The 24,922-nt window shown below is 51.2% G+C and carries 22 protein-coding genes and 7 pseudogenes; 8 read left to right on the forward strand and 21 right to left on the reverse strand.

What is annotated here, in order from left to right; translation table 11 throughout:
- Nucleotides 1-4 precede the first annotated feature (4 nt).
- Nucleotides 5-229, forward strand: a complete 225-nt coding sequence (locus H7K56_RS07315; protein ID WP_310736059.1) for a SymE family type I addiction module toxin — start codon at nucleotides 5-7, stop codon at nucleotides 227-229.
- A 32-nt stretch (nucleotides 230-261) separates the two neighbouring features.
- Here H7K56_RS07315 and H7K56_RS07320 read toward each other — a convergent pair whose 3' ends face one another.
- The 5 genes and pseudogenes from H7K56_RS07320 to H7K56_RS07340 form a co-directional block, all read right to left on the reverse strand.
- Nucleotides 262-558: an immunity protein CdiI family protein gene (locus H7K56_RS07320; protein ID WP_150360298.1), complete on the reverse strand. Its 297-nt coding sequence runs from the start codon at nucleotides 556-558 to the stop codon at nucleotides 262-264.
- A pseudogene (locus tag H7K56_RS23315) lies at nucleotides 555-1,345 on the reverse strand (VENN motif pre-toxin domain-containing protein); the annotation flags it as partial. The pseudogene H7K56_RS23315 and the gene H7K56_RS07320, both read right to left, overlap by 4 nt.
- An 84-nt stretch (nucleotides 1,346-1,429) precedes the next feature.
- Complete coding sequence (locus H7K56_RS07330) at nucleotides 1,430-1,786, reverse strand: immunity 8 family protein (protein WP_104093311.1); 357 nt, start codon at nucleotides 1,784-1,786, stop codon at nucleotides 1,430-1,432.
- On the reverse strand, nucleotides 1,783-2,076 hold the full coding sequence (locus H7K56_RS07335; RefSeq protein WP_150360299.1) for a filamentous hemagglutinin: 294 nt from the start codon (nucleotides 2,074-2,076) through the stop codon (nucleotides 1,783-1,785). The genes H7K56_RS07330 and H7K56_RS07335 overlap by 4 nt, the downstream gene beginning before the upstream one ends.
- Nucleotides 2,063-2,755: a VENN motif pre-toxin domain-containing protein gene (locus tag H7K56_RS07340; protein WP_241493002.1), complete on the reverse strand. Its 693-nt coding sequence runs from the start codon at nucleotides 2,753-2,755 to the stop codon at nucleotides 2,063-2,065. The genes H7K56_RS07335 and H7K56_RS07340 overlap by 14 nt, the downstream gene beginning before the upstream one ends.
- A gap of 381 nt (nucleotides 2,756-3,136) precedes the next feature.
- Here H7K56_RS07340 and H7K56_RS07345 point away from each other — a divergent pair.
- Nucleotides 3,137-3,346, forward strand: a pseudogene (locus H7K56_RS07345) (SymE family type I addiction module toxin); the annotation flags it as partial.
- Between the two features lie 2 nt (nucleotides 3,347-3,348).
- On the opposite strand, the gene H7K56_RS07350 reads toward H7K56_RS07345, so the two are convergent.
- Both H7K56_RS07350 and H7K56_RS07355 read right to left on the reverse strand, forming a co-directional pair.
- The gene (locus tag H7K56_RS07350; RefSeq protein ID WP_072208602.1) at nucleotides 3,349-3,606 is read right to left on the reverse strand and encodes a hypothetical protein; all 258 of its coding nucleotides are present in this window, start codon (nucleotides 3,604-3,606) and stop codon (nucleotides 3,349-3,351) included.
- A pseudogene (locus H7K56_RS07355) lies at nucleotides 3,593-4,663 on the reverse strand (VENN motif pre-toxin domain-containing protein); the annotation flags it as partial. The gene H7K56_RS07350 and the pseudogene H7K56_RS07355, both read right to left, overlap by 14 nt.
- 264 nt (nucleotides 4,664-4,927) lie before the next feature.
- On the opposite strand from H7K56_RS07355, the pseudogene H7K56_RS07360 reads away from it, so the two are divergent.
- Nucleotides 4,928-5,080, forward strand: a pseudogene (locus H7K56_RS07360) (SymE family type I addiction module toxin); the annotation flags it as partial.
- Nucleotides 5,081-5,364: 284 nt separating this feature from the next.
- On the opposite strand, the gene H7K56_RS23320 reads toward H7K56_RS07360, so the two are convergent.
- Nucleotides 5,365-6,027: a tRNase toxin domain-containing protein gene (locus H7K56_RS23320; RefSeq protein ID WP_497816657.1), complete on the reverse strand. Its 663-nt coding sequence runs from the start codon at nucleotides 6,025-6,027 to the stop codon at nucleotides 5,365-5,367.
- Nucleotides 6,010-6,282 (reverse strand): annotated as a pseudogene (locus H7K56_RS23600) (VENN motif pre-toxin domain-containing protein); the annotation flags it as partial. The gene H7K56_RS23320 and the pseudogene H7K56_RS23600, both read right to left, overlap by 18 nt.
- Nucleotides 6,283-6,650: 368 nt before the next feature.
- On the opposite strand from H7K56_RS23600, the gene H7K56_RS07375 reads away from it, so the two are divergent.
- Nucleotides 6,651-6,884: a SymE family type I addiction module toxin gene (locus tag H7K56_RS07375; protein ID WP_058776385.1), complete on the forward strand. Its 234-nt coding sequence runs from the start codon at nucleotides 6,651-6,653 to the stop codon at nucleotides 6,882-6,884.
- Between the two features lie 57 nt (nucleotides 6,885-6,941).
- On the opposite strand, the gene H7K56_RS07380 is transcribed toward H7K56_RS07375, so the two are convergent.
- The 3 genes and pseudogenes from H7K56_RS07380 to H7K56_RS07390 all read right to left on the reverse strand — a co-directional run bounded on the left by H7K56_RS07380 (nucleotide 6,942) and on the right by H7K56_RS07390 (nucleotide 8,459).
- Nucleotides 6,942-7,358, reverse strand: coding sequence for an Imm63 family immunity protein (locus H7K56_RS07380; protein WP_072208604.1), 417 nt, complete (start codon nucleotides 7,356-7,358; stop codon nucleotides 6,942-6,944).
- Between the two features lies 1 nt (nucleotide 7,359).
- Nucleotides 7,360-7,626 (reverse strand): annotated as a pseudogene (locus tag H7K56_RS23505) (TNT domain-containing protein); the annotation flags it as partial.
- 38 nt (nucleotides 7,627-7,664) lie between these two features.
- Nucleotides 7,665-8,459: a VENN motif pre-toxin domain-containing protein gene (locus H7K56_RS07390; RefSeq protein ID WP_104093313.1), complete on the reverse strand. Its 795-nt coding sequence runs from the start codon at nucleotides 8,457-8,459 to the stop codon at nucleotides 7,665-7,667.
- On the opposite strand from H7K56_RS07390, the gene H7K56_RS07395 reads away from it, so the two are divergent.
- The gene (locus H7K56_RS07395; RefSeq protein WP_058776387.1) at nucleotides 8,454-8,666 is read left to right on the forward strand and encodes a hypothetical protein; all 213 of its coding nucleotides are present in this window, start codon (nucleotides 8,454-8,456) and stop codon (nucleotides 8,664-8,666) included. The genes H7K56_RS07390 and H7K56_RS07395 overlap by 6 nt on opposite strands.
- 81 nt (nucleotides 8,667-8,747) lie before the next feature.
- Entirely contained in the window at nucleotides 8,748-8,966 is a 219-nt protein-coding gene (locus tag H7K56_RS07400) for a SymE family type I addiction module toxin (RefSeq protein ID WP_058776388.1), read from the forward strand.
- 39 nt (nucleotides 8,967-9,005) lie between these two features.
- Here H7K56_RS07400 and H7K56_RS07405 read toward each other — a convergent pair whose 3' ends face one another.
- The 5 genes and pseudogenes from H7K56_RS07405 to H7K56_RS23490 all read right to left on the reverse strand — a co-directional run.
- Nucleotides 9,006-9,206, reverse strand: a complete 201-nt coding sequence (locus tag H7K56_RS07405) for a hypothetical protein (RefSeq protein WP_058777973.1) — start codon at nucleotides 9,204-9,206, stop codon at nucleotides 9,006-9,008.
- A gap of 302 nt (nucleotides 9,207-9,508) precedes the next feature.
- Complete coding sequence (locus H7K56_RS23325) at nucleotides 9,509-9,799, reverse strand: hypothetical protein (RefSeq protein WP_249042699.1); 291 nt, start codon at nucleotides 9,797-9,799, stop codon at nucleotides 9,509-9,511.
- 276 nt (nucleotides 9,800-10,075) lie between these two features.
- Nucleotides 10,076-10,327, reverse strand: coding sequence for a MafI family immunity protein (locus H7K56_RS07415; RefSeq protein WP_072208572.1), 252 nt, complete (start codon nucleotides 10,325-10,327; stop codon nucleotides 10,076-10,078).
- A 10-nt stretch (nucleotides 10,328-10,337) separates the two neighbouring features.
- Nucleotides 10,338-10,556, reverse strand: a complete 219-nt coding sequence (locus tag H7K56_RS23510) for a hypothetical protein (protein WP_338131965.1) — start codon at nucleotides 10,554-10,556, stop codon at nucleotides 10,338-10,340.
- Nucleotides 10,557-11,062: 506 nt separating this feature from the next.
- Nucleotides 11,063-11,323: pseudogene (locus H7K56_RS23490) on the reverse strand (VENN motif pre-toxin domain-containing protein); the annotation flags it as partial.
- 182 nt (nucleotides 11,324-11,505) lie between these two features.
- Between H7K56_RS23490 and H7K56_RS07430 the strand changes: the two are divergent.
- Complete coding sequence (locus H7K56_RS07430; protein ID WP_220496543.1) at nucleotides 11,506-11,718, forward strand: SymE family type I addiction module toxin; 213 nt, start codon at nucleotides 11,506-11,508, stop codon at nucleotides 11,716-11,718.
- 303 nt (nucleotides 11,719-12,021) lie between these two features.
- Here H7K56_RS07430 and H7K56_RS07435 read toward each other — a convergent pair whose 3' ends face one another.
- Nucleotides 12,022-12,855, reverse strand: a complete 834-nt coding sequence (locus H7K56_RS07435) for a VENN motif pre-toxin domain-containing protein (RefSeq protein WP_104093315.1) — start codon at nucleotides 12,853-12,855, stop codon at nucleotides 12,022-12,024.
- A 137-nt stretch (nucleotides 12,856-12,992) separates the two neighbouring features.
- Between H7K56_RS07435 and H7K56_RS07440 the strand changes: the two genes are divergently transcribed.
- Entirely contained in the window at nucleotides 12,993-13,211 is a 219-nt protein-coding gene (locus tag H7K56_RS07440) for a SymE family type I addiction module toxin (RefSeq protein ID WP_058775900.1), read from the forward strand.
- 38 nt (nucleotides 13,212-13,249) lie between these two features.
- On the opposite strand, the gene H7K56_RS07445 is transcribed toward H7K56_RS07440, so the two are convergent.
- From H7K56_RS07445 to H7K56_RS07460, 3 genes are all read right to left on the reverse strand, one after another.
- A complete protein-coding gene (locus H7K56_RS07445) occupies nucleotides 13,250-13,552 on the reverse strand; it encodes a colicin immunity domain-containing protein (protein ID WP_310736060.1) in 303 nt (100 codons plus the stop codon).
- A 325-nt stretch (nucleotides 13,553-13,877) separates the two neighbouring features.
- Complete coding sequence (locus H7K56_RS07455) at nucleotides 13,878-14,210, reverse strand: hypothetical protein (RefSeq protein ID WP_058775901.1); 333 nt, start codon at nucleotides 14,208-14,210, stop codon at nucleotides 13,878-13,880.
- Nucleotides 14,210-24,919 (reverse strand): hemagglutinin repeat-containing protein, encoded by a 10,710-nt coding sequence (locus H7K56_RS07460; RefSeq protein ID WP_170264733.1) that lies wholly within the window; start codon nucleotides 24,917-24,919, stop codon nucleotides 14,210-14,212. The genes H7K56_RS07455 and H7K56_RS07460 overlap by 1 nt, the downstream gene beginning before the upstream one ends.
- Nucleotides 24,920-24,922 lie beyond the last annotated feature (3 nt).

Here is a 24,922-nt window from a genome sequence, read left to right on the forward strand (position 1 = left end):
GCTTATGGCTGGTACCCATCATAAGTCAGAAACCGACACGCCCTCAACTAAATCAAGACGTTATACCGTGGGATATATCCACTATCACCTGAAGCCCCGGCCTTCACCGTCGATCACCCTGCACGGCCACTGGATGGCCGAGCTGGGATTTTGCGACCGGGCAGAAGGTCGAGGTGATCACCACGCCGGGGCAGATGATTATCCGGCTGGCGGCGGACTGATAATGTAAAAATCCCGGCTCGCTGGCCGGGATTGTATTAATTAGTAGTCAGAGTGATATGTGACTTTGTATGTGTTTCCTAATTCTCTTTTAAGATGCTCGGCTAATATACACCCATCATCAATAAATAACTTTTCTTCTTTTTCACTTTTAAAACTGGATGATGCAGGATCATCTACATTGAGAATATCATCATATCGTTTAGCCCATTCATTCAGGCTATTTTTCAGCTCCAGTGATATTGGTAATTCCTCGGGTGATATATCACTAAAATCGCCCGAACCACCTCCCCATAATGGATGACAATGATAGTCAGCCATTAATTTTATCTCTTTCATTTTACCGAGCCTCGCAAGTTAGCTCCTACGACGTAGGGGTTGTTCCCTCAGTGATAGCAATATTGTACTTCTTACCATTTATCATGGTTTCAAAGATGGGCCTGCCAATCCCAGGACCTTGATAACCAACAACTTTACCATCAGTGACAGCTTTCATTATTACATCAGGAATACATGCTTATGATACACCTATTTGAGCAAATTGGCTCCAATTCTGTTCCACAATATGTTGTAATCCTTTTTTTGAATTTCCTTTTCAAGAAAATTAATTTTCCCGCCATTGTCCTTTCCCGCACTAACAACATTTCCAGGTGTAAATTTAATTCCTTGTGTGGTCATCTCATTAAACAAAGATTTAGTTGTCAAACTATTCTTCGCAATTATGACGAGGTCTTTACCCAACATTCCCAAAGAAGTTACAGCAGCCTGATTTTCAGGATCGGATATAAACGCCGCAAAACTCGTCCAGCCAGGACTGTTTACATCTATATTTCTTAGATCCTGTCCATTCCATTGCTAAACATAGGCTTTGACTTCATCGCTTGTCATTACCTCAACACCATGAAGCTTTCCTACCCAGCCAGGACGCGCCGCCATATCAACGCCGCCCTGCGCCAGTTCTTTATCAACAACGACAGCTTCCAGCGGATTATCTTTCAGTTTCTGATCGGTGTCTGCGCTTTGCTTATCGCTGACCTGCTTCCATTTATCGATCACTGGCTGGCAGTCGCTGCCGGATTTCCGGCAGTCTGACAGACTCTTTATCAAAGCTGAGCGCCTGACTGGCATTCACCGCATAGTTGATCATCCGGCTGGCGGTGGAGTAAGCGGCAGGTAAAAATATCCCGGCTCGGTGGCCGGGATATTTTGGTTAATCATTCAAGGGCTGGTAATCTTCATATTCCCAGGAAAAGACGCGGGAGAGCTTTTGCGCTATATCCATCCAGTCTTCACCTTCACACTGATCGATGTAGTCTGTGATCGTCTTTTTGATTTCATCCAGATCGTATTTACGCACCAGAAGCGTGTGGCGCATTAACTCCGGCAGCCAATGATGTTTGCAGAGCCATTCGGGGGTGCAGACTTTTACATAAAAATAATTGCTACCAGTTTCATCGATAGGTCCAATTGTTAACGTTAATGACATAATGAAATTATCTGCTTCTTCTGGAAGATAAAGTTTCAGATCAAATAAATCATTTCCTAGCGTTTTCAATTCAGCTTTCATTTTTTAATACTCATATGCCCATTACCAATACGTATCCTTTCACCAGTTGATAGGTTTATTTGGTAGGTTTCGAAGTTGGCTTGCACTCCTGTTGGATTCAAATGCTCTGGAGCATTTGGCTTCGAATCAGGATAACGGTATATCCTTAAACCATCAGCACTAACCAGACCTTTTCCGTCCGTTGTTGGTATAGCCCCATCTCCTACCCAGATTTTACCTAATCGATCTGCTTCGTCTCTGCTTCCAGAACCAACACCATAATTCAGTTTTCCATTATCACCCCCTGACAACGGCGTCCAACCTCGGATCCTGCTTAGCGATATTGTTCAGGTTCTGCTGCATCAGATCGTCTTTCAGCTTCGGATAGGCTGCTGCGTTATAAGCAGAGACCTCATCACTGGCCTTATTAATCAGCCGTGAAGCTTCAACCACATCCCCTTTCTTCAGCGCCGTTTCCGCAGCCTTAATCGCCTTACCTGCCACATCCCCTGCACCCGGTATTATCCCGATAACTGCTGCCAGATAATCCAGCGCCGTCTGCGCTTCCGCAAAACTCTTAATGTCACCGACAACCGGCACAAAATCCAGTCCGGCCAGACCCGCACCTCTCAGCAATTCATCACGATGCGCATCCATTTTAGCACCGCAGGCTTCGGCACTCATTCCGGCACAGTTTTGAGCCTTGAATTCCTCAGTAACCTTCACCAACGAATCCTGCGCTTTCTGATATTTCTCCTGCTGCGATATTCCTGAGGCTTTGTTTTCAGCAATATCACTCAGCGCATTATTCTCCACCGCATTCTTCCCGGCCTGAGCGCCGGCCAGCGCACTGGCGCTACTGCCGCCGGTCACGCCGCCTGCCAGACTTGCAGCCAGGGTAATCAGTGCACTGATGATCTGCTTATCCGACTCCTGCAGGTCGCTGACCTCTTTACCCGGATACATCGAATGCATGATCAATTTACCCATCAGCTCTCCGCTGACCACACCCGTCGCGCCTGTTACCGCGCTGTTTCCTGCCGCCCGCGGTCTTATCATACTAACCACTGCACGGTGCCACGGCTGGAAAGGCAGATCAATGCGATCCGGCAACTGCCAATGGCGAAGCAGTAGTTTGTGACTGAGATTCTGGACGATGTGATTGGTTAAACAGAGTAGATATCAGGAGCTGAGCTGTGGTGCGCCAACACCCCAACCCGCTAACCACAACCAACTATACGAGGTGGTTAATCATGGCAGAGCACGATACTAATTCAGAAGTGAGCATTTCCAAATGCGTTACGGCAGGCTGGATGCAATTCTAAAGCAGAACCCCGCGCAACTGAAGTAAACGAACCCCAACGGCATTACACCGTCTGCGACGCCCCCAATGGCATGAAGGGCAACCCGCTGTCGCAACTCATGCTGAAGGGCTGCTGGGTCGAAGATCTGGCCTTTAACACCGAACAGTCCGTTCTCGTCACCGTCGAGCGCGAGCGGCTGGTGATTGAGATTTTACTGCGGTTCGGACTGGCAGGCAAAAAATCCCGGCCTTTTTTAGGGCCAGGATTTTTGTTATAGAATTATTTGGCTGGCTTTTTTCGGTCCTTACGTTCTTCTAGCGTGACCTTTATCCATATTCCAACACCTAAAATAAGGCCTCCAACATATCCTGATTCACAAAAGGATGAAAAAACGTCCTGCCAACTGAATGAAAAAAAATCTTTTTTGAAATATACAATTAATGATGCAAGAAGTACTACTGCCGTATCAGCAACTAAAAACAAAGCCAAGCAGCATAATATCAACTTAGATAATGTAATAAGGTTATTTTTTAGCATTCGCATCATCCTTTTTATCGAGAAGATCTTTTACAGCATTTCCTGTTTTCTCACTGATGTAACCCCCGATAACTGTACCTGTTAAATCAGATATAGCATCTTTTCCTAGTTTTGAGGCGGCTCCTTTTATTACTTCACCTCCGAGACCACCAATAACAGTACCCGCTCCAGCACCTGCAACAGCGTTTGTTGGTTCTTCCCCCTTAATGCTACTGCCAATTGCTGTGCCGCCCATATTGATAGGTGTTGAAGCTATAATACCTTTACCCGTCGTTGCTGCCGCTGTTACCCCTGCCATAATCACATCCACATAACTGAACGGATCTTTTCCGGCAAGCTGAACGCCAGCATTAACTCCCACACCGATTGCTGTATTAGCAGCCATACCTTTCACCGTAAGCCCCAGCACACTGCTTCCAAACATAAACGGCGCATCGCCTATGCTGGCATTCGACTTGTGATAGCCCCAGGTATTCATAATACTCTGAGCTTTAGACATGGCTTCAGAATCAGGTGTACGTTTAACGTAATCCTGCCCGGACAGCAGACCTTTAACCAGTTCCTGTGAGACAGCGGGGCCGTATTCCTTCTCCATCTCAGATGCATAAACCCGCAGATAACCAGCCAGTTCAGCACGTTCAGTACCACTCATCTGAGAAGGGTCTTTGGTAAATTTAGAAACCAGCGCATCACTGCGTTTGTCAGCATTTTCCAGCTTAATAAGCTCATTAGCAGTAGCTAATGTTTTATCGCCGTTATTAATTTTCTCAATGGCTTTGTTGAGTTTGTCTGAAGATGTTGAACCGAGGAAATTATTCTCAACCGCATTCTTCCCTGCCTGAGCGCCGGCCAGCGCACTGGCGCTACTGCCGCCGGTCACGCCGCCTGCCAGACCTGCAGCCAGGGTACTCAGTGCACTGATGATCTGCTTATCCGACTCCTGCAGGTCACTGACCTGTTTACCCGGATATATCGAATGCATGATCAACTGACCCATCAGCTCTCCGCTGACCGCATCGGTCGCGCCTGCTGCCGCGCTGTTTCCTGCTGCCCGCGATCTTATCACACGAACCACTGAACGGGTGCCTCGGCTGGAAAGGCAGATCGATGAGATCCGACAGATGCCAATGACGAAGCAGAAGTTTATTTCCGAGATGCTGGATAACGTGATGGGTAAACGGAGCAGCTAACAGGCGCGGAACTGAGGTGCTCTAATACCCCAGCCCGCTGACCGCAAGCAATTAACGAGGAGTTGATTATGGCTGGCACGCATCACTAGCCAGAGGCCGACACGCCCACAACTAAATCAAGACGTTATACCGTAGGATTTATCCGCGATCACCTGAAGCACTGGCCTTCACCATCGATCACCCTGCGCGGCCACTGGATGGCCGAGCTGGGATTTGATATCGGGCAGAAGGTCGAGGTGATAACCACGCCGGAACAGATGATCATCCGCCCGGCGGTTGACTAATAATGTAAAAATCCCGGCTCGGTGGCCGGGATTTTATCTGATTAAGATATTTTCAGTTCTTCCGTTGCTTCCGCCAGGATTTGCAAAAAACTGCTTAGACTAAATTTCATTGCATTCTGTTCAGCAAGTATCCTGGCATCTGAGAAAAACTCTATTTCTATATTGTCAGGCCTTTATCTTTGTTTAGTTGGCAAAGAATCTGATCTTTGTAAGAGATCTCCGCTGTAATTTCTTCATATTTAGAATCACTGAATAAAGTTAATTCAAAATCATTGTTCATATATTTATCTCGGCTTTTTAGGATCTAAGAAACCAGAAAATGAGCCATCTGAGTTATAACGCACACCTCTGCCATCAGGCAACCTATATTCCACGCCACCTCTGGAAAGTTCTGTTTTTATAGTACTTTTATTATTCAGCACTTCATTTACAAACTGATTCGCTGCTTCACTTTTCTGTGTTGGATTGCCTTTTAAAGGTTCAAAAACACCACCAGGTCTACCTGCGTATTTTTCCCATGCTCTGGCCGCAGCGGATAAACCTTGTTCGTTAATTGGCTCGTTCGCAGACGAAATAAGATCATCTTTCTTGAAACGGTCAAAATTATTATTTGAACCGTTTTCCTTATCTCGCGCATTTTCCTCATCCTGTGGCTCCCAACCGCCAGGCGTTCCGGACCCCGTTCCACCCAATTCGGCTTTATCAGCATCCGAAAAATCTTTGCCAATATTTGGTTGGTTCTGTTCTTCGCCATTTTCCGAAGAACAAGCTCGTCCGAAGGAGCACTGCGTTGCCTTGTCCAGCGCATCACCCAGATCTTTAATTGTACCTTCAAGACCTGAAGCTATTTTCTTATCTGCATCCTGTTTAACCTGGTCGCCGGGACCAACAGGCACACCCGGAACAGGAACTGGAGGCGCAGGGATAGTCAGCGCATTATTCTCCACCGCATTCTTCCCTGCCTGAGCGCCGGCCAGCGCACTGGCGCTGCTGCCGCCGGTCACGCCGCCTGCCAGACCTGCAGCCAGGGTACTCAGTGCACTGATGATCTGTTTATCCGACTCCTGCAGGTCACTGACCTGTTTACCCGGATACATCGAATGCACGATCAACTGACCCATCAGCTCTCCGCTGACCGCACCGGTCGCGCCTGCTGCCGCGCTGTTGCCTGCCGCCCGCGATCTTATCATTCTAACAACTGCACGGTGCCGCGGCTGGAAAGGCAGATCGATGCGATCAGGCAACTGCTAATGACGAGGCAGAAGTTTGTGGCTGAGATGCTGGACGATGTGATTGGTTAAACAGAGTAGATATCCGGCGCGGAGCTGAGGTGCGCCAACATCCCAACCCGCTAACCTGCTAACCCGCTAACCCGCTAACCCGCTAACCCGCTAACCACAACCAATTATACGAGAGGGTTAATCATGGCAGAGCACGATACTAATTCAGAAGTGAGCATTTCCAGAGCGTTACGGCAGCGATTGGTAAAACGGAGTAATTAACAGACGCGGCACTGAGGTGTTGGAGCACCCCAGCCCGCTGACCATGAGCAACTAAGAAGTAGTTGATCATGGCTGACACGCATCATGAGTCAGAGACCCGCACACCCACAACCGCTGCCTGCGGACTACAGGCGCATTATTACAGGGTCAGCTACCGGCCTAACCGGAGCCAGCCGAACCCGCTGCCGCAGCTCACCATTAAAGGCCGCTGGCTGGAGCAGCTGGGCTTCACGACCGGGCAGAAGATCGAGGTGATCACCGGGCCGGGGCAACTGCTCATCCGGCTGGCGAATGAAGGGTAATTAACTGTTCTGTAGATTAAAATCCCGGCACTAAGGCCGGGATTTATTGAGTTAAGATTATAAGTAGAGGCTATCATCGTAAGGACTGGCAGCAAGAATTTCTTCAAAATGTTTTCGAGATTTTATTCCCCAGTCGATGTTGATTTTGTTCATAAGCTCAATAATCTTTGGAAAATAAATACGCCGACTATCTTTACCGGGAATCCGATTATTTAATTCGTACTCGACTGCTACATCATATATAAAATCATACACAATCCAATAAAGTAACTCATCTGTTGAATCTGTAACCTTTCTAGAAAACTCATATCCTCTCTCGGTACAGATATAATTATACTTTCCATTTTCAAATGAAATATAAGGCGTTCCATCATCAATAGGTGCTGAGCAAAGGTTAACAGAGTGAACTGGAAAACCTAATATCAAAACCAGCGTATCTATTTTTTTTTGAAGATCATTAATACTCAACAGCATTTCAATTAACCCTCTCAATATATTTGTTGTCTAACAACCATTGTACATTTACTCGTTCCTGCATATTAGGCGGAATCTGAATACCTCCGCCATGTTCACCAAAAGCAGGGGCTATTTTCCCTTGAATAACAGGCAACGGTTTTATGACAACGTATTCATGGTACTTATCCGCTAAGGAGCCAGGGGCTAAAGCGCGCTGTTCCTGGGGCGTACCTTGTGGTGCCAGGAAAGAACCATTTGTCTTGCCATACCTATCTAAATGAGTGCCTACAGGAAGCGTTGTTTTAACTGGTTCTTCGGCAAAACCTAATTTTGCAGGCCAGTTCCAGTCTCCGCTTTCATTACGGTATTTATCGTACTGTGACCACCCTGAAGCTTCCTCATCAGCAGCAACTCTATTTGGCTCTGCCGTTCTTCCGGCTGAAGGTTGAGATAGTTTTTTTGCTGAACTCTTTTTGTCGGATCCTTAATTACACTCTTCAGCCCGTAAGCACCCGCCAGAGCGGCAGCCAGTTCCTGAGTCTGCATTGCTATATCATAACGGCCTGCTGCTGTTTCCCAGCTCATACCGGACGCCTGTGCTATTGCTGTTATGGCTTGGTCGCGGCTGATACTGCCTGCATCCAGTCCCTGCAAAACACTTTCCAGGTTTTTCACATCCTGTGGATATAAATCCCTGTACAACAATGAGTAGGTCGCATTTTCACCATATTTATTAAATGCTTCCTGAGCCGGGCCAATCAGCGCACCACAGGCTGAACCACCTTTATTACCATCCGTACAGACCGCTTTTATCGCTTCATCACGCGCTTTATCTGTCTGATTAATCGTCGCCAGCTCTTTCGCTTCAGCCGGTGTCAGTTCCTGTTTTAGATAGTCGCGCTTCGTCTCCAGCTGTTTCTTTCTGTCGGCTTCCTGCACCCTCAGCCAGTTATTCTCAACCGCATTCTTCCCTGCCTGAGCGCCGGCCAGCGCACTGGTGCTACTGCCGCCGGTCACGCCGCCTGCCAGACCTGCAGCCAGGGTACTCAGTGCACTGATGATCTGCTTATCCGACTCCTGCTGGTCGCTAACCTGTTTACCCGAATACATCGAATGCATGATCAGCTGCCCATCAGCTCTCCGCTGACCGCACAGGTCGCGCCTGCTGCCGCACTGGTTCCTGCCGCCCGCGAGCTTATCACACTAACCAATGAACGGGTGTCTCGGCCGGAAAGGCAGATCGATGCGATCCGACAGACGCTAATGGCGAAGCAGAAGTTTATTTCTGAGATGCTGGATAACGTGATGGGTAAACGGAGCCGCTAACAGGCGCGGAACCGTGGTGCTCGAACCCCCAGCCCGCTGACCGCTGACCGCTGACCGCAAGCAATTAACGAGGAGCTGGTTATGGCTGGCACGCATCATAAGTCAGAGGCCAACACGTCCAGGACTAAATCAAGACGTTATACCGTGGGATATATCCGCGATCACCTGAAGCAGCGGCCTTCACCGTCGATCACCCTGCGCGGCCACTGGATGGCTGAGCTGGGATTTACGACCGGGCAGAAGATCGAGGTGATCACTGAACCGGGACTGATGATTATCCGGCTGGCAGCAGCTGAGTGATAATGTAAAAATCCCGGCCTAATGGCCGGGATTTGGTCATTAAGAGACCATTTGATCTAATATGTTTCCAATCTTACTTAACAAGGCTACAACCTCATTTCTATCAGAGCCTATTCTTGTTTCAAACTCAGCAATATCAATACCATTACAGATTTCATTCAACGCTGAATTTAATATCAGCAACTCTTCTTCTGTTATATTAATTTCTGCAGTTTTCATTGTGACAGATAATAGTTCCATATTTACCTCAAGCTATCAAAGTAGGCTCTCCCGTTCACTGGTCTGAATGCAGTACCACCATCGCCAGGTTTGGGGTTTCGTATAACAACGGTGTTTGTCGATTGATCCCAATAAGCTGACCCTCCGCCACTTAGCTCTTTGACAGAAGTTGGATTTTACAACGTTCTCAATGAGTTGAGAAAACTGTTCTTTTGTCTTTATTCCCAGATTAGCGAATTCAATTTACTGAATAACATGTTTTTCGAAAGCATGTCCATCGGCAATTTCTTTTCCCGTTAACTCGGCATTAAGATTTTTACTATTTACAGCACTATGAGCCTCATTATTCCGTGCATTTTCCTCATCCTGTGGCTCCCAATCGCCAGGCGTTCCGGACCCCGTTCCACCCAATTCGGCTTATCAGCATCCGACAAATCTTTGCCAATATTTGCTTGATTCTGCTCTTGGCCATTTTCCGAAGAACAAGCTCGTCCGAAGGAGGATTGCGTTGCCTTGTCCAGCGCATCACCCAGATCTTTAATTGTACCTTCAAGACCTGAAGCTTTTTTCTTATCTACATCCTGTTTAACCTGGTCGCCGGGATCAGCAGGCACACCCGGAACAGGAACTGGAGGCGCAGGGATAGTCAGCGCATTATTCTCAACAACAACACTCTCTGGCGTGGAGTATGGTGACGAAGGCGATTTTTCCCTTTACTTTCTGTTAGTTAGAATCGTTTTTACCGGCGTACTTCCGGCGCGACAACTTGTAGCTCCGACGCGCCTTTTTCTTCTTCACATGCTACCGCTGGCCAAGAGCACCTGGCGCATTGTAAGGATTTTTAAAAATGCTCCAGACGTTGGGTTGGGAGCATTTGTACGTTTTAGCGGTTATTTTTCTGGATTTATATATGTATACCTACTATCAATTTCCAGACCAAGATCATTAACTATTTTAAGCACTTGCGTGTACTCACCTTTACTGATCACAACATCATGATCAGCAATATGATCACATAGCGTTTCGAATGCTATTACATTCTCTGAAAACCCAAGATACCCAAGGGCAAAGTCAACTAACGAAGGTTCCAGACGATCTTTTAATCCTTCACCAAATTCTCTAATTTCGTCATTAATATCCATTTCACCCACACTATTTTCTAATAGGCTTTAAAGTTGGAGGAGTCAGATTATTATCCGGGAACGCTGTTACAATTTTCCCACTAGCGGGCTCGTATACCACACGAACTCTGACACCATCTCGTTCTTCCCAGGCAACCCACCTTGCCGGCCTTCCTGCGTTTGTATATGCCCCACCAGTTCCGGTCTGAGCAAACCATTGAGTATCGGGGGAGGTAGCAATGCCTCCCACAGTATGGACAACCTTATCTGCTGACCAACTTTGAGGAAAGACTGTTTTTCCTGGATTTCCAGGATATAGATGTCCCCCTTGCGTAGGGCTATCCCCATATAAAATATGTTGTTTGGCTTCTGGTGAAAGGATATCAACGTATTTCTGGTTTGAAGGTGATAGTCCAAGATCTGAACTTTAGCAATAGACAAAAAGGTTTTAGCAACTACGTACTGCGCCAGCTTGGCTTCACTCGTAGGTACACCACTTGCCAAGATTTCTGCTGCCCGTTGTGGCGTCATTTCTCCGTCAGCCGCCAATGCACTGACCGGGACCCCAAAGAACTCTGCCCATGCTGTCAGCAATCCTTTAACGGCATCCTGCCCTTCAGGTATTTGACCCTGCGAGTTTTTAACCAGCGCCGCCGTAAGTTCATCCAGCGAAGCGCCATTATGGATCATGCTGGCCGCAAGGGACTGTTGAGATAAGCCAATATCATTCAGTTCCTTAGGCAGACTCAGCGAGTTATTATCAACCGCATTCTTCCCTGCCTGAGCGCCGGCCAGCGCACTGGCGCTACTGCCGCCGGTCACGCTGCCTGCCAGACCTGTAGCCAGGGTACTTAGTGCACTGATGATATGCTTATCCGACTCCTGCAGGTCGCTGACCTGTTTACCCGGATACATCGAATGAATGATCAACTGACCCATCAGCTCTCCGCTGACCGCACCGGTCGCGTCTGCTGCCGCACTGGTTCCTGCCGCCCGCGATCGTATCACACGAACCATTGAACGGATGTCTCGGCCGGAAAGGCAGATCGATGCGATCCGACAGACGCCAATGACTAAGCAGAAGTTTATTTCTGAGTTGCTGGATAAAGTGATGGGTAAACGGAACAGCTAACAGGCGCGGAACCGTGGTGCTCGAAACCCCAGCCCGCTGACCGCAAGCAATTAACAAGGAGCTGGTTATGGCTGGCACGCATCATAAGCCAGAGACCGACACGCCCACAGCTCAATCAAGACGTTACACCGTGGGATATGTCCGGGATCAGAGGAAGTTCACGCTTTCACCGTCTATTATCCTGAAGGGCCACTGGATGGCGGCACTGGGATTTGAGACCGGGCAGAAGATCGAGGTGCTCACTCAGCCGGGACAGTTGATTATCCGCCTGGCTGCTTAAGGATAACTGACTGATAAAAATGGAATCCCGGCTCACTGGCCGGGATTTCTTGTTAAGATCAATTAGGATCTGATGGGGGAGATTTTCGCGTATTGAACTTGTCTGTCAGATTAAAAACTATTGTAGCTAATGTAATCGCTGTTCCTGCAATAGTTCCAAAAACAATAGCTCTCTTTAGCTGTCCATCGGGAATTAGAAAAAATCCATTTTTGATATATATAATCATCGATGATCCAGCCCCCAAAATAAAACAAATCAGTATACAAAAAACACAAGAGTAAATTAGTAATTTGATATATGCGATCATTTTTTCTCCTCCTTTTCTTTTTCAGAAGATTTTTGTGGAGTTAATGTATTTAAGAGATTTTGTGTATATCCACCTAAAAATTCTGTCCCGAGCGAGCCTATAGCATCAAATATGAAGCCAGGTGCATCCTTTCCTGTTAACGAATTAACAACCCCTGGTGCATATTCACCAAATCCCCATCCCAATCCAGCGCTACCTGCGGCGATACCAATCGCCCCAATATCAGCTCCATTGCTCAATGCCGCACCAGTCGTAGCTATTCCTACGTTCTGCAATAGTCCACGTCCCGGAGCCAGTGCGCCGGTTACAGCCGCAGAAGCACTGCCCCAGTAGTCCCAGGTTGTTTGCTGATTTTCAGGCAGGCTTTGATTCTTCTCACTGTTGATATCAAACCACTGATACGTACCATTAGCCATTGCCGCGATGACTGCACCACCGACTACTTTACCTACCGATGCAGCCGGACCTAAATAAGCTGCTCCTGCTATCAACACGCCGTCCTTATATCCATTCACGATAACCTTGGTTATATTCGCGCCGTCAGGCAAATCACCCTGCGTCAGTTTATCCAATCCTGCCTGTTTCTGCTCTGGTGTAAGGTTATGTTCCTCTGAATACTGATTCCATGACTGCGCAGCGGAGCCTGAACTGGTCATACCCGTACCCAAACTTAGCGCATTATTCTCAACCGCATTCTTCCCTGCCTGAGCGCCGGCCAGCGTACTGGCGCTACTGCCGCTACTGCCGCCGGTCACGCCGCCCGCGATCTTATCACACGAACCATTGCACTGGTGCCACGGCTGGAAAGGCAGATCGATGCGATCCGACAGACGCTAATGGCGAAGCAGAAGTTTATTTCTGAGATGCTCGATAACGTGATGGGTAAACGGATTAGCTAACAGGCGCGGAACTGAGGTGCTCGAATATCCCAGCCCGCTGACCGCAAGCAATTAACGAGGAGCTGCTTATGGCTGGCACCCAGCTTAAGTCAGAAACCGACACGCCCTCAACTAAATCAAGACGTTATACCGTGGGATATATTCGTGATCACCTGAAGCACCGGCCTTCACCGTCGATCACCCTGCGCGGGCACTGGATGGCAGAGCTGGGATTTGCGACCAGGCAGAAGATCGAGGGGATCACTGAACCGGGACAGATGATTATCCGGCTGGCAGCAGCTGAGTGATAATGTAAAAATCCCGGCTCAATGGCCAGGATTTCCTTTTAGTTATCTGTATAAGCGGCTATTAGCTTATTTATTTCACACCAAAGTTGACCTTCATTAAATTCACATTCTTGACGATCATTATCTGGGTTATACATATCAGCAATACAAAATACGCTGGAGAGTAACTCACTTAAATTATCATCATCCTGTGCAAGTAATTCATTATCACGTTCTGTTTTCCACTTAATCATATAAGTGTCCACAAAGCAGCCAGCGGTTATGTCCTTGGATATAAAACTGTCAATGTAGCTCTTAAGTGATTGACTCATCTTAAATCTCGTTATCCATAACGTTATCATACTTTTTCGTTTGAGGATCAAGCTTCCATCCACTGACAAAATTACCTGTTATATCAACCACAACTACATTATTTTTTGCGGGTTAAAAAATACTTTCAATTCTGGAACTAACAAGTATTTGCCATGTTCATAAGTACTTGTGTTATCTAAATGTGGCGTGGTCTCCGTCAACAGGCCGAAGATGAAGCAGTGACTTAAGGCGTTCCCTGGCGCGCTGAACTACACCGGCGATCTGCCGGTGATCAAGCGCGGGAACGGGCATTATGGGTGGATTTGACGGCTAAAAATAGGAAGATCCCGGCTTGAGAGCCGGGATCATTGATGGCTAATCGTCGTAGCGGAAGTCTATATTTAGTTTCATTTTTTCAACATCCAGAGTCACTTTACATCCATGCCACGCAGGGCGGCCATTGGTCAGATTGTTTTCAATATAGTAGTTGCGAAGCTCTACTAAATAATGAAGGATATCTGTATTCGCCCTTCCACCTGCCGTTAACCATTGAGTTTTATCATCATCATCAAGATAATCATATTCATACTCACAATGATCATTTTCCGGTGACAATTCTGCACGCATAATGATCTTCTTAGCTTTGTCGGGAGCGATACTATATAAAACAGTACCGATATCTTTATAAATCTCTTGATCATTTCTCATTATTTCCCTCCCGGTGCATTTATAAAGGTTTTTTCTATTGGGCGACCACCATTAATAGAGTAGATAACGTTGAAGCTTTCAGGGCGACCACCAGTTCCAGAATAAACGGGATCTATCTTAACATTCACCTGCTTACCCTCTTTCAGGGCAGAAGCCCACGTATTTTCCATTTGTTTCCAGGCACCCTTATTCAGATTACCACTCATTGGAACAATATTAAGCTTCTCACCCATACCACCAAAAATGCTGGCTATCAGGTGACCACCTTCATCCCCTGCAACCCCACATTTACCAGCTTTGCACTGTTGGTATGTATTACGGTCTTTTGTCAATAATGACAGATCTGCTTCAACAGACGCTACCCGGCCATTATTATCGGTCACATAAGTTTTATTAGCATCAACTTTATACGTTTTATTTGGCAGGGGATTATTCAGTTCTTTACTCCAGTTTCCCTTACTACCTGATACTGCAACGATTTCATCGCTGGCCTTATTGATCAGCTTCGAGGCTTCAGCAAGTTCCCCTTTGTTCAGCGCTGTCTCAGCCGCTTTAATGGCCTTGCCCGCCACATCCCCTGCGCCCGGTATCAACCCTAACGCTGCGGCAAGATAATCCAGCGCACTCTGCGCTTCCGCAAAGCTCTTGATATCACCCACCACCGGCACAAAATCTGCACCGGCGGCAAGAGTTTCTTTCAGCGATTCACGCCGCTCGTCGTACATTTTCACCGAGCAGGCTTCCGCGCTTAATCCGGCACAGTTCTCCTTCTTATAGCGCTCGTTTTCCGCCTCAACATACTCACCGGCCTTCTGCTCAAGCGTTTTACCTTCAGACTGCGCCTGCGCTATATCACCCAGCGAGTTATTCTCAACCGCATTCTTCCCTGCCTGAGCGCCGGCCAGCGCACTGGCGCTACTGCCGCCGGTCACGCCGCCTGCCAGACCTGCAGCCAGTGTACTCAGTGCACTGATGATCTGCTTATCCGACTCCTGCAGGTCACTGACCTGTTTACCCGGATACATCGAATGCATGATCAACTGACCCATCAGCTCTCCGCTGACCGCACCGGTCGCGCCTGCTGCCGCGCTGTTGCCTGCCGCCCACGATGTTACCGCACCTACCACTGCATGAGCCATTGCTTTTGCGGCCTGATTGTCGGCGGTATATTTGTGTATCTGCTCGGCCAGATACGGTGCCGCTGCGCCGCTGGCTGCCTGCGCCAGATTGCCACCCGCCAAACCCTGAATCGCCGCAGTCGCCGCCTGAATCCCCTTCTGGATATCGCTGCCGGTGCCCCAGAGTGCCATGGCCTTCTTATAATCACTGCTGTTTTCCAGCGCTTCCTGATACGCTTTCTTTTCAGCCGCAGGAGCGTCGGCATCCGGCTGGTTTATGTTGTTTTTTGCCAGTTCCTTCTTACCTGCTTCCGTCGCCTCAATCTGCCCCTGCGTCCGGGCGATATCAGCAACCTGGCTGCCTATTTCACCGATCAGCTGAGCCGTCTGCAGGCGTTTCTGCTCCTTCTCTTTGTCGAAAATCGGGCTGATGCTGTCATTAGCGTGCTCGGTGTCGCGGCTAAGTGCAGCAACATCCTGCTGCTGATTTGCCTGGTCGCGCACCACTATCGATCCCTGGGCAACGGCTGACTGCGTTGTTCCCTCTGCGTGGCCACTGCTGCCTGCGCCCGCCAGCATACTGGCGGCCATGTTCCCTTTGAACTGGCCGCTGAAGTTCCCCGCCGAACTGAGGCCAATCCCCTGGTGCTGGGTTTTATAATCTGCCTGATTATGCAGGTCCGTGAAGCCCAGCGTGCCGGTATCAAGACGGTTTTTATCCGCGTCAGCCTGGCTGGCTATCACCGCACCATTGAGCTGGGTGTGACTGCCAACGTTAATATCAAACCCGCCCTGACCGGCATAAATGCCGCTTTGCTCCAGCACACTGTCGTAATTGCTGTGCATTTTATCCTGGCTGGCGTTGATATAACCGGAACCGGTCATTGAGCCAAAAGTGAAACTGCCGCCGGCTCCAAAACTGATCTGCTTCGAATCATAGTTATCGCTATCCTGCAGACTAGTAATAGACAGGTTGCGACCAATGTCAGCAGTCACGCTGTTACCGTTAACCAGCGCGCCAGTCAAAGTGGTGTCACGACCGCTACTGATGTCGACAACACCGCCGCTGTCGAGGGTGGTTTCGCTCCAGACGGTGCCATTCCCCTTTTCATGGCCTTTCGCCCCGTTAACGCTGGCGAAAATACTCAGTCCTGCGCTGCCACTGCCCACGCCGAAACTTAGCCCGATACCGCCACCGCTGCTGCTGTTTTTACCGCTGGTTTGTTGCGTACTTGCCGCGCCCGTCAGGTTGATGTCGTTCGCTGCGTGCAGTGACGTATCACCACCAGCCTTGAGCTGGCTACCGGCAATCAGCAAATCACCGCTGCTGGCACTAGTGCCTTTACCAGTGGCATCAATACTGAGGTTTCTCCCGGCATTCAGCGTAGAACCGCTGACGGCGTCGGACTCCTGATGCTGCTGAGATTTTGATTTTTGAGTGGTCAGCGAAATACTGATGCCAACGCCATTGTTAGGATCGCCATTGGCCTGCGCAAGCTGGCTGGCCTGGTTCGCCTGAACACCGGAAAGCACCGCTTTGGTTGCCTGTAATGCGGCCAGACGCCCATCGCTCTCTTTTTTGGCGGACTGTGCAGCAGAGACCGCACTGTTAACTGCCTCGGCTACTGCGCCTGAAAGCGCCAGCGTCAGTCCACTGGTGCGCTGCTCAAAACGTTCGTCGCGCGTACGTACATCGTGGCCGGGCGTGATTGCTACGCTGTCACCTTTCAGGGCCATGTTGCCGCCGGCAATCAAATCAGCCCCCTGCACCTGCAACTGCTGGCCTGCGGTGATTGAAACGTTCCCGCCGGTGCTGCCAACGGTACTGACACTCTGGCTTTGCGTCGTGCCTTTTTCCTTCAGATCGTGCAGCGACTTACTGCTGCCGATGCTGATACCCAGCCCACCGGTTCCCATCAGGCCACTTTTTTTCGTCTCGGAAAAACGCCAGCTCGACTCCGTGTTGGTAGCGGCAGAGATCCCGACATTGTTACCGGCGCTGAGCGCCACGTTATCATCACCCGCGACCTGCGATCCTTTTACCAGCAGATCGTGACCCGCGCTTACGGAGATATTGTTGCCACTGAGCAACGTGCCTTTTTCGTGCGTAGCGCTGTCTTCCTGAATGGTGTGGGTGGTCTTCTTGCTGAACAGACCTTTTTTGGTTTTCGTCTCTTCGCGATAGTTATAATCGCTTTCGGTGGCCGTGGTGAGGTTAATATCATGCCCGGCTCGCGCGGCGATATACTGTTTTGCCGTAATCTCACTGGCTGCGCTGTTGATGTCATTCCCTGCGGCCAGCACGATATTACCGCCACTGCTGATTTCGCTGCCGGTTTGACGAACCTGCTCGTTGATCGTCACTTTTTTGCCGCCCCGGCTCTCGCTGTATACGCGACTCTGCTGGGCATTCAGGTTCAGATCGCGCCCTGCGCTCAGGGAGGCGTTTAAATCGGCCATCAGCTGCGCTGCCTGCGAGTTAATATCGCGACCGGCGCTCAACGCTAAATTTCCGCTGCTCTGGATGGTACTGCGCGTAGCGTTAATGCTGTCGTTTTTGCTATTGCCCTGCGTCTGATGGCTACTGTTATCCAGCGTATTCAGATTGATATCATTTGCGGCGGCCAGCGTCGTATCGCCTTTTGACACCAGTGTGCTGCCGCTCAGATTCAGGTCGTGACCGGCACGCGCGGTGAGATCGCCACCCGCACTTACGCTACCGTCCTGGCTGCTGGTCACCACCGCGCTGCCATTTTTATTAAGGCGATCGGTATGGAGCGCATTGGCGGCGATATTGATATCGCCCCGCGTACCCAACTGTAAATCACCGCCAGCAGCGAGCGTCGCGCCCGTGTTATTGATGTTGCCACCCGCGCTGAGGCTGGCATTTTTGCTGGCTGAGATATTGGCCACATCCCCTAACTGGGTATCACTGAAGCTTAACGCGGGCGCATTTTTGATGCCGTTAAGCGCCAGGCTGCTCCACTGCTGAGCCTGCGTAACGTTATTGATATTTCCCGCCGCCGATGCGAGCGAAACGGTTTCGGCCGAAATCGATGCACCGATACTATTAATATCGCCAATCGCGTTCAGTTGCAGATCGCCGCCCGAAGCCAGTAAACCGGCGTGCAGGTTATTCAGTGTGCTATTGCTGTTGGCTGACAGCAGCGTCTCGGCTTTGATAGTACTACCGTCGTTATTGATCTGCCCGGCATCCAGTTTCACCGCCTGACCAGCAATCACGCTACCTGCCGCGATCTCACTGTCGCCTGGCGCCAGATAGAGTTTCGGAGCCAGCACGGTTTGACCATTAACCGTGGTTTTTTCCCACCACACAATACTCGTGGTCAGGGCCGCAACCTGTTCCGGCGAAAGGCTAACCCCCAGTTGCAGGCCCAGGCCCGCCTGTTGCCGGGCCGCGCTGTCCATCAGGTATTGCATCTGCTGCAGATCGGAGCCGGTACCCCCCACATAGCGATGCCCGGTCTGGCTCAATATGGCGTTACTTACGTAGCGGGTATCGAACGCGGCATCACCGAGGAATTTATAATCCTTATCGGGTGTAAGCTGCAGACGATTCAGCAGATAGGCAGAACCGAGGAATTTATCTTTGTCGGTATAGATTGCCGCCGTTTCGACTCGAGGGCTGCTGCTCAGCGCCGGTTGCGTTACCGCCTGAGCCGATTGTTGAACTGCCCCGGAAGTCGGGTTCCTGAGAAACGCATTGAGGCCATCAAACAGGCTGCCGTCGGTTTTACCGACCTCTGCCAGCTGTGGGTTAGTGGTAATCAGGTAGGGACTGGCAGGATCTTTACTGGCGACAAACAGGCCGTTGTTACCGGCAGGCAGTGGATAATCAGTTAACGCCGCGCCCTGATTACCTATTTGCTGTAGCGCGCCTGTCAGCGCATCCTTCCACTGCGGAGACCCGACGGCGATAGTTTGCCCGGCGGCAAGCTGCTGGTTCTGCACGCCACCTACGGATTGCAGTGGCGCAGTTCCTGCGATACCCGGTTTGCTAATAGCATGCACCATGCTGCCAGCGTTAGCCACGGTATCCGTATTGCTCAGGTTATTCGTAAAACGGGCGCTGACGTTGCCGCCAGCCTGAATCACGGCACGCAGACCTTCTCCCGTCTGGCTGGTTTCATAAACGGGTGCGCCCTGCAGGGTATAAACCACCTCGGAGCCCAGGCCACTCTCGTATTTCACACCATGTGAATTCCCGTTACGTAAATCAGCAATGATCGAAGGTGCAGTATCTTCTTCGCCGTAAAGGTTAGTATCAATCCGTCCCGTATTAGGATTGCCATATTTGTAGACCAGATACTGGCTTTGAATACTGTTTTCCCAGGACTGATTATTCAGATTGTTGCCGGTGAGCACGATATCCTGACCGGCGAGTAAATTACTGGCTTGATTGTCGAGGGCATCGGCTGTCACTACCAGATTCCGGTTAGCAGCGATTCGACCTGCACCGCCAGTCGCGCTGGCCGTGACGGTGGTAGAACTTACGAGAAACTTGCGAACCGCCGTACTAAGTTTCGGTGCCAGCGTGGTGTAAGGCCGGTATTCGGTGTGGCCGTTTCCTTTACCATTACTTCCCCCCGTCTGATAACCATGCATGCCGTGATAAACGCCGATCTCATCGTCATCAAGCTGAGCAAGCTTCACTTTCATGGTGGCTTGTCCCAATCCGGCGGGGGCATTCGTAGCGGACGCTGAAGTTACAGAGGTATTCATCCCCTCACGCTGATTCAGCAGATGCCCGGTACGGATGGTGATATCTCCGAGCGAGGTTTCAATATTGCCTGAGGTATTGATCACTTCATCGCTGGCGTTACCCGCCGCATCACGCTGCAGCCACAGGTTATTATTCGCCAGGATATCGCCACGATTATTTTGAATGCTGCTGGCCAGCAGTTGCATATTATTCCCGGCATACAGCAGCGCACGGTTTTCTATCCGGCTGCCTGCTGTCATCAGCAAATTCCCTGCTGTCCCGACGAAGCCATAATTCACTAACTGGCCGCGACTGGTGAGACGCATATCCCCGCCAGCCTGGACGCTTCCGCTATCATTAAGCGTCATGTTGCTGGCATCGACGTTCAACGCGCCGCTGCCGCTGCGTAGCTGACCATTATTGATGAAATTATTGCTGCTGAGTTGCAGACTGTTGCCCTGCAGCGTCCCCAGAACGGTGAGATCGCCTTGTGTACTGAGATTCAGCGCTTTACCCGCTGCCAGCGTGCCGCTCTGCGTGAACCCCGATCCCAGTTGCAGGGTCATATTGCCCAGCGCCAGCAGACTGCCGGCCGCATTCAGCACCGGCGTATTGAGGGTCAGATCGCCTGCGCTATAGAGTTTGCCGGTTGCCTGGTTATCAGCATTCTGTAAGGTCAGGGCCAGCGCACGGCTGGCGAATACGCTACCGCTGTTGTGCAACACACCGCCGCGCACCTGTAAATTATCGCCCTGCAGCTGTCCCTGATTGGTCATCTGGCTGGCATTCACCAGGCTATCACCCAGACCGGTAAAAGTCCCGCTGTTCACCAGGTTGTTACCACTGTAAGCCAGCCCCTGCGCCTGCACCAGGCCGCTATTCAGTACCGTCGGTGCCGACAGCGTCAATGGACCACCGGTAAGCAATCTGCCCGTGTTATTCAGGCTGTCGCTTAGCGTTATCGTCGTAATGCCATCGCCCTGAATCTGTCCCTGGTTCAGTAAAGATTGCGCGTTGAGTTGCAGAGCACCCTGGCTGCGCAGAACCCCGCCCTGATTCGCAATCGCCTGTTCAACGTTGCCATTCAGGTTCTGCTGGGCATACAGCTGACCACGGTTAGTCAGGTTGCCGCTGTTTATCACCAGATTTTTGGCTTCGATATCACCGGCACTATCAATCGAGCCCGCTTTCAGGGTGCTGGTTCCCGCGCTCAGCAAAGCAGCGCCTTTTAGCTGCTGCAACTGTCCGCTGAGGTTAGCCGTCAGCTCGTCTGTTGCTGTAGCACTTCCCTGATTAAGCAGCGAATTGCCCTGCAGCTGCAGATTTTTTGCCGACCATTTGCCTTCATTGTTCAGGCTCGCCGCCTGAATGGCCGCCAGGCCACTGGAAACGATATTACCCTGCGCCAGCGTGTGCAGATTGCCGGTCGCCGTAAGGCTGGTGCGCGCTGCGGACTGGATGCTGCCATTGACATCAATCTGGCTGGCGCGGGCATCAATGCTGTTCGCCTGCCAGCTGCCCTGCTGGTTGATACGTTGCGCATTCACGTTCAACGCGCCCTGAGTCAGTAACCGGCCCGACTGGGCATCGGTCAGATCCTGCTGTAATTGCAACACCAGGGATTTTAAACCGATCAGATTGCCGCTGTTGCTTACACTGTCCGCCTGAATCGCCAGCGTATCGCCCTGCATCTGACCCTGATTACGCAACTGCGCGCCTGTCAGCGAAAGTTGTTCACCACTCAACAGCTTGCCACTGTTATTAAGCTCGCGGCTTTGCAGCGTAGCGGCGCTGTCCGACAACAGGCTACCTGCGTTGTCCAGCGTCTGCTGCAACGCAACATCAAGCCCTTTGCTGCCAAGGGCGATACCGCTGTTATTCAGCGTATTGCCGCGCAGTTGCAACGAGCTGCCCTGCAAACGTCCGGCATTTTGTGTGCTGTCAGCGTCCACTTTCAGCGCACCGCCTGACAGAATTTGCCCGGATTGCAGGATATTAAGCGCATTACTCCGCAGCGTGACCGATTGATTGCCCTGCATCAGCCCACTGTTAGTCAGTTGTTCGGTATCAAGTTCGAGGGTTTGTCCACTGAGGTTACCTGCGTTACTCAGCGCGGAAGTGTTCAGCGTCAACGCATCTGAGGCCAGCAGTGAGCCCGCAGGCGCGTTATCGAGCGTGTTTTTCACGCTGATATCCAGCGTTCGCGCAGAGGTTTGCCCCTGGTTGCGCCACGCATCACTGCGGATCGCCATCGCGCCCAGCGCGTTAAGAGTGCCCTGCTGCTGTAATGAGTCAGCGGTCAGATCCAGGCGATTATTGGCGCTCAGCGTGCCCGCATTATTGATAATGCCCGCGGCAATCGTCAGATCCTGCGCGCCGGTCTGCGCCCGGTTGTTGAGCGTACCCGCCTGCAAAGTCAGCTGCCCGGGTGTAAACCACTGGCCAGCCAGATCGGCCTGGTCGGCAACGTTGAGCGCGATGGCGCTTTTGGCCTGCGTGCGCGCATTGTCACCACTGCTTAACTGTTGCGAATTCAGTGTCAGCGCCTGGTCGGCGGAAAGCGTGCCGTTCAGCTCAATATTTTGCCCATTGAGCTGAATATTTTGCGCACTGGTCTGTAACGAACCTGCGCGGGTCGTCAGTTTTTCAGTCTGGAAATCGAGGTTGTGCTTCGCGCTCAGCGTTCCACCGAGGTAAGCCTGGCTGGAGTGCACCCGCAGAGCGCCGTCTGTCAGGGTGTTACTGTCATCGCCAGCGGTAAACTGATCTACATTCAGCGTTAAGTCGCCCTGCGCGCCCAGCAGACCGTTGTTATCCAGATGGCCGACATCCAGCCGCTGCCCGGCGCCAGATTGTGCCGTACCGTTATTTGTTAATACGCGGCCAGAAAGCGTTTGCTGGCCGAGCGATTGCAGCAGACCCGCGTTGGTCAGATGATCAAAACTAAAGTGCGTATTACCATTCGCCGCCAGCGTACCGCTATTGACGAAGTCAGTTGCACTGAAAGCCAGGTCGCGTCCGGCAATCAGCGTGCCAGCCCACTGGCTTTGATCATTAACCTGTAATGCAATGTCATTACCGGCGGATAGCTTGCCCTCACTGAGTGCGTTGAGGCGGTCTGCACGTAAAGTGACATTGCCACCCGCACGGCTTTGTCCATCCAGCTGCTGCTGTGCGCTGGTCAGGCTAAGGTCCTGCTGAGCCGTGAGCATTCCGGTTTTGCTCAGGTGCAAGGCACCGCCGCTCAGCTGAACATTATCTCCGTCCAGCTGACCACCGATCGTAGCCTGCTGGCTGGCCGTCAGTGAGACGTCACCGTCACCGTGCAGTCTGCCTGTGCTGCCAAGCGTGAGGGTATCGCCGTTCAACATCAGGCTACCCCCGCTGGCAATCTCGCCTTGCAGTATTTGCTGACGGGCGCTGAGATTGATGTTGCGCTGGCTGCTAAGCCGGGCGTCTGCTGCGGTTTGCAATGAGGTGCTGCTTAGCGTCAGGCCGTTTTTACCGCTTACAGAACCGTTCAGGGTGAAATCGCCACCCGCTAAATCCAGCTCGTCACCGGCGAGTAACGTCCCCGTTGCGCCATTCAGCGCCTGCTGCGTGGCACTGATATGCAGCGCACGCGAAGACCCGATCAATCCCTGATTGTCCAGCGATGCGGTGTTGAGCGTTTGCCCGCCTGCCGACTGTAAGCGTCCCTGGTTGCGTAAGGTATTTGCCGTAATAGTCTGGTTTTTCTGCGCCTGAATCAGGCCGTTATTCATCAGCGTCTGCGCCGTCACACTGATGTCACCGTTAGCTGCAACGGTGCTGTTTTGATCTGCCGTGACGTCGCTTGCCGCCAGGCGCAGATTGCCGCCGCTGGTCAGTTTATTGTTACGGAGCTGCACATTGCCCTGGCTGTTCAGCGTTACGTCACCGGTCGCCTGTTGCGTCCCCTGCAGCTGCATATCGCGGGCATTCGCGAGCAGCTTGCCGCTGGTGCTGGCATTCCCCAGCGTCAGGGTGCCATTCGCGTTTAATGTGATATCACCCTGATTGGCTAGCAGGTTGCCGATGTTGACCCCGACGCCTTTGTCGCTCGACACCAGATGAATCCGGTTAGCGTACATGCCGCCAAGCGCACCGGTATCGACCGCCACTGACGGCACTGGCCCTTCTCCGGCGATTGGCGTAACCGAGCCGTCCTGCGCAACGCGGTTGGCACCCGCCGTGATAGCGAGATCGCTGGCATGAATATCCGCATTAATTTTAGTGGCGCGCGCAATGAGCGATACCGCATCAGCGCGGCTGCCATCCAGCCCTTTGCCCTCAACCGTCACGTCGCCTTTGGTGACTTCCAGCGCGGCGAGATTGCCGCTGGCATCCAGCTGCGGTTTTCCGGTGGTGAGCGTCACGTTGGGCGTATTAATGAAGCCACAGCCGTTACAGGTAATGCCGTAAGGGTTGGCCACGATCACATTCGCGGCTTTACCCGCGACTTCGGTATAGCCCTGCAACTGCGAACGATTAGCTCCCACCACTTCATTGATGATCGCCCGGGCTTCGTGCCCGGCCTGCAGGTTAGGGTTATTCTGGATCAGTCCGCCCAGTTGGGTCTGAGTAAGTTGCCCGCTGGCATTATTGAGAATCAGCCCCTGCTGCCCGACGTTGTACTGCTGGTACTGGTTATGGGAAACACCTGCCTGATTCGGCGTGGCGATATTGACCACCGGCACGCCGTTACCCGCGGCATCCATGCGCGTGCCCGGCGTAACCGGGGTAATTTCCGCGGCCACAACCGGCAGCAGTGGCTGTACCGCCACCAGATAACAAATGAAGTAGCTCAGCGCGCGACGAAACAGGGAAACCGGTTGACGATCATCCATAAT

This window comes from Pantoea dispersa, from assembly GCF_014155765.1.
GTDB lineage: Bacteria > Pseudomonadota > Gammaproteobacteria > Enterobacterales > Enterobacteriaceae > Pantoea > Pantoea dispersa.